Origin of the sequence: Streptococcus sp. GMD1S, from assembly GCF_000296875.1 — a bacterium.
GTDB lineage: Bacteria > Bacillota > Bacilli > Lactobacillales > Streptococcaceae > Streptococcus.
On the sequence record NZ_AJQY01000408.1, the window covers coordinates 1 to 707 of the forward strand.

General features: G+C 38.9%; 1 protein-coding gene. It reads right to left on the reverse strand.

Translation table 11 applies throughout. The features are described from left to right. Positions 1-707 (reverse strand): alpha-galactosidase (locus tag GMD1S_RS10675; protein ID WP_000374299.1); only part of this gene is annotated, 707 nt, incomplete at both ends.

A 707-nucleotide genomic window follows, 5' to 3' on the forward strand; every position in this document is an offset into this window, starting at 1 on the left:
GCCCAGACTTGTGGGAAATAGCGCATCATACCAAGATCATTTCGTCCACCACCACCAGAGCAGGACTCAAAGAGAATATGGCTGTGCTTCTCTGTCAGATAAGAAACGAGTTCATAAAGTCCCAGCATGTACTGATGAGATTGCATCTGTGTCTCTAGATAAGTTAAGCCATTTCCTAGGTTAGTGATATTGCGGTTCATGTCCCATTTGATGTAGTCAATCTCATGATAAGATAGGAGTTCATCTAAGACATTTTTCAAGTATTCTACTACCTGAGGATTGGCAAGATTAAGTACTAATTGATTTCTAGAATAGGTATGCTCATAGCCAGGAACCTGAATGGCCCAGTCAGGATGTTTGCGATACAAATCGCTATCAACAGAAATCATCTCAGGTTCTAACCAAAGGCCAAACTGCAAACCTCTGTCATGGATAGCTGAAATCAAACTTTCTAGGCTTCCACCCAGTTTTTCCTCATTAACAACCCAATCACCTAAAGCACGATTATCATCAAAGCGATTTCCAAACCACCCATCATCTAATACAAAAAGTTCTATTCCAACTTTCTTAGCTTCATCAGCTAATTCTAACAGTTTTTCTCTCTGAAAGTCAAAGTAAGTAGCTTCCCAGTTATTGATAAGAATTGGGCGTTCTTTTTTAGAAAATTTACTTGGCATAATGTGCTTAAGTACAAAATTCTGACTTTC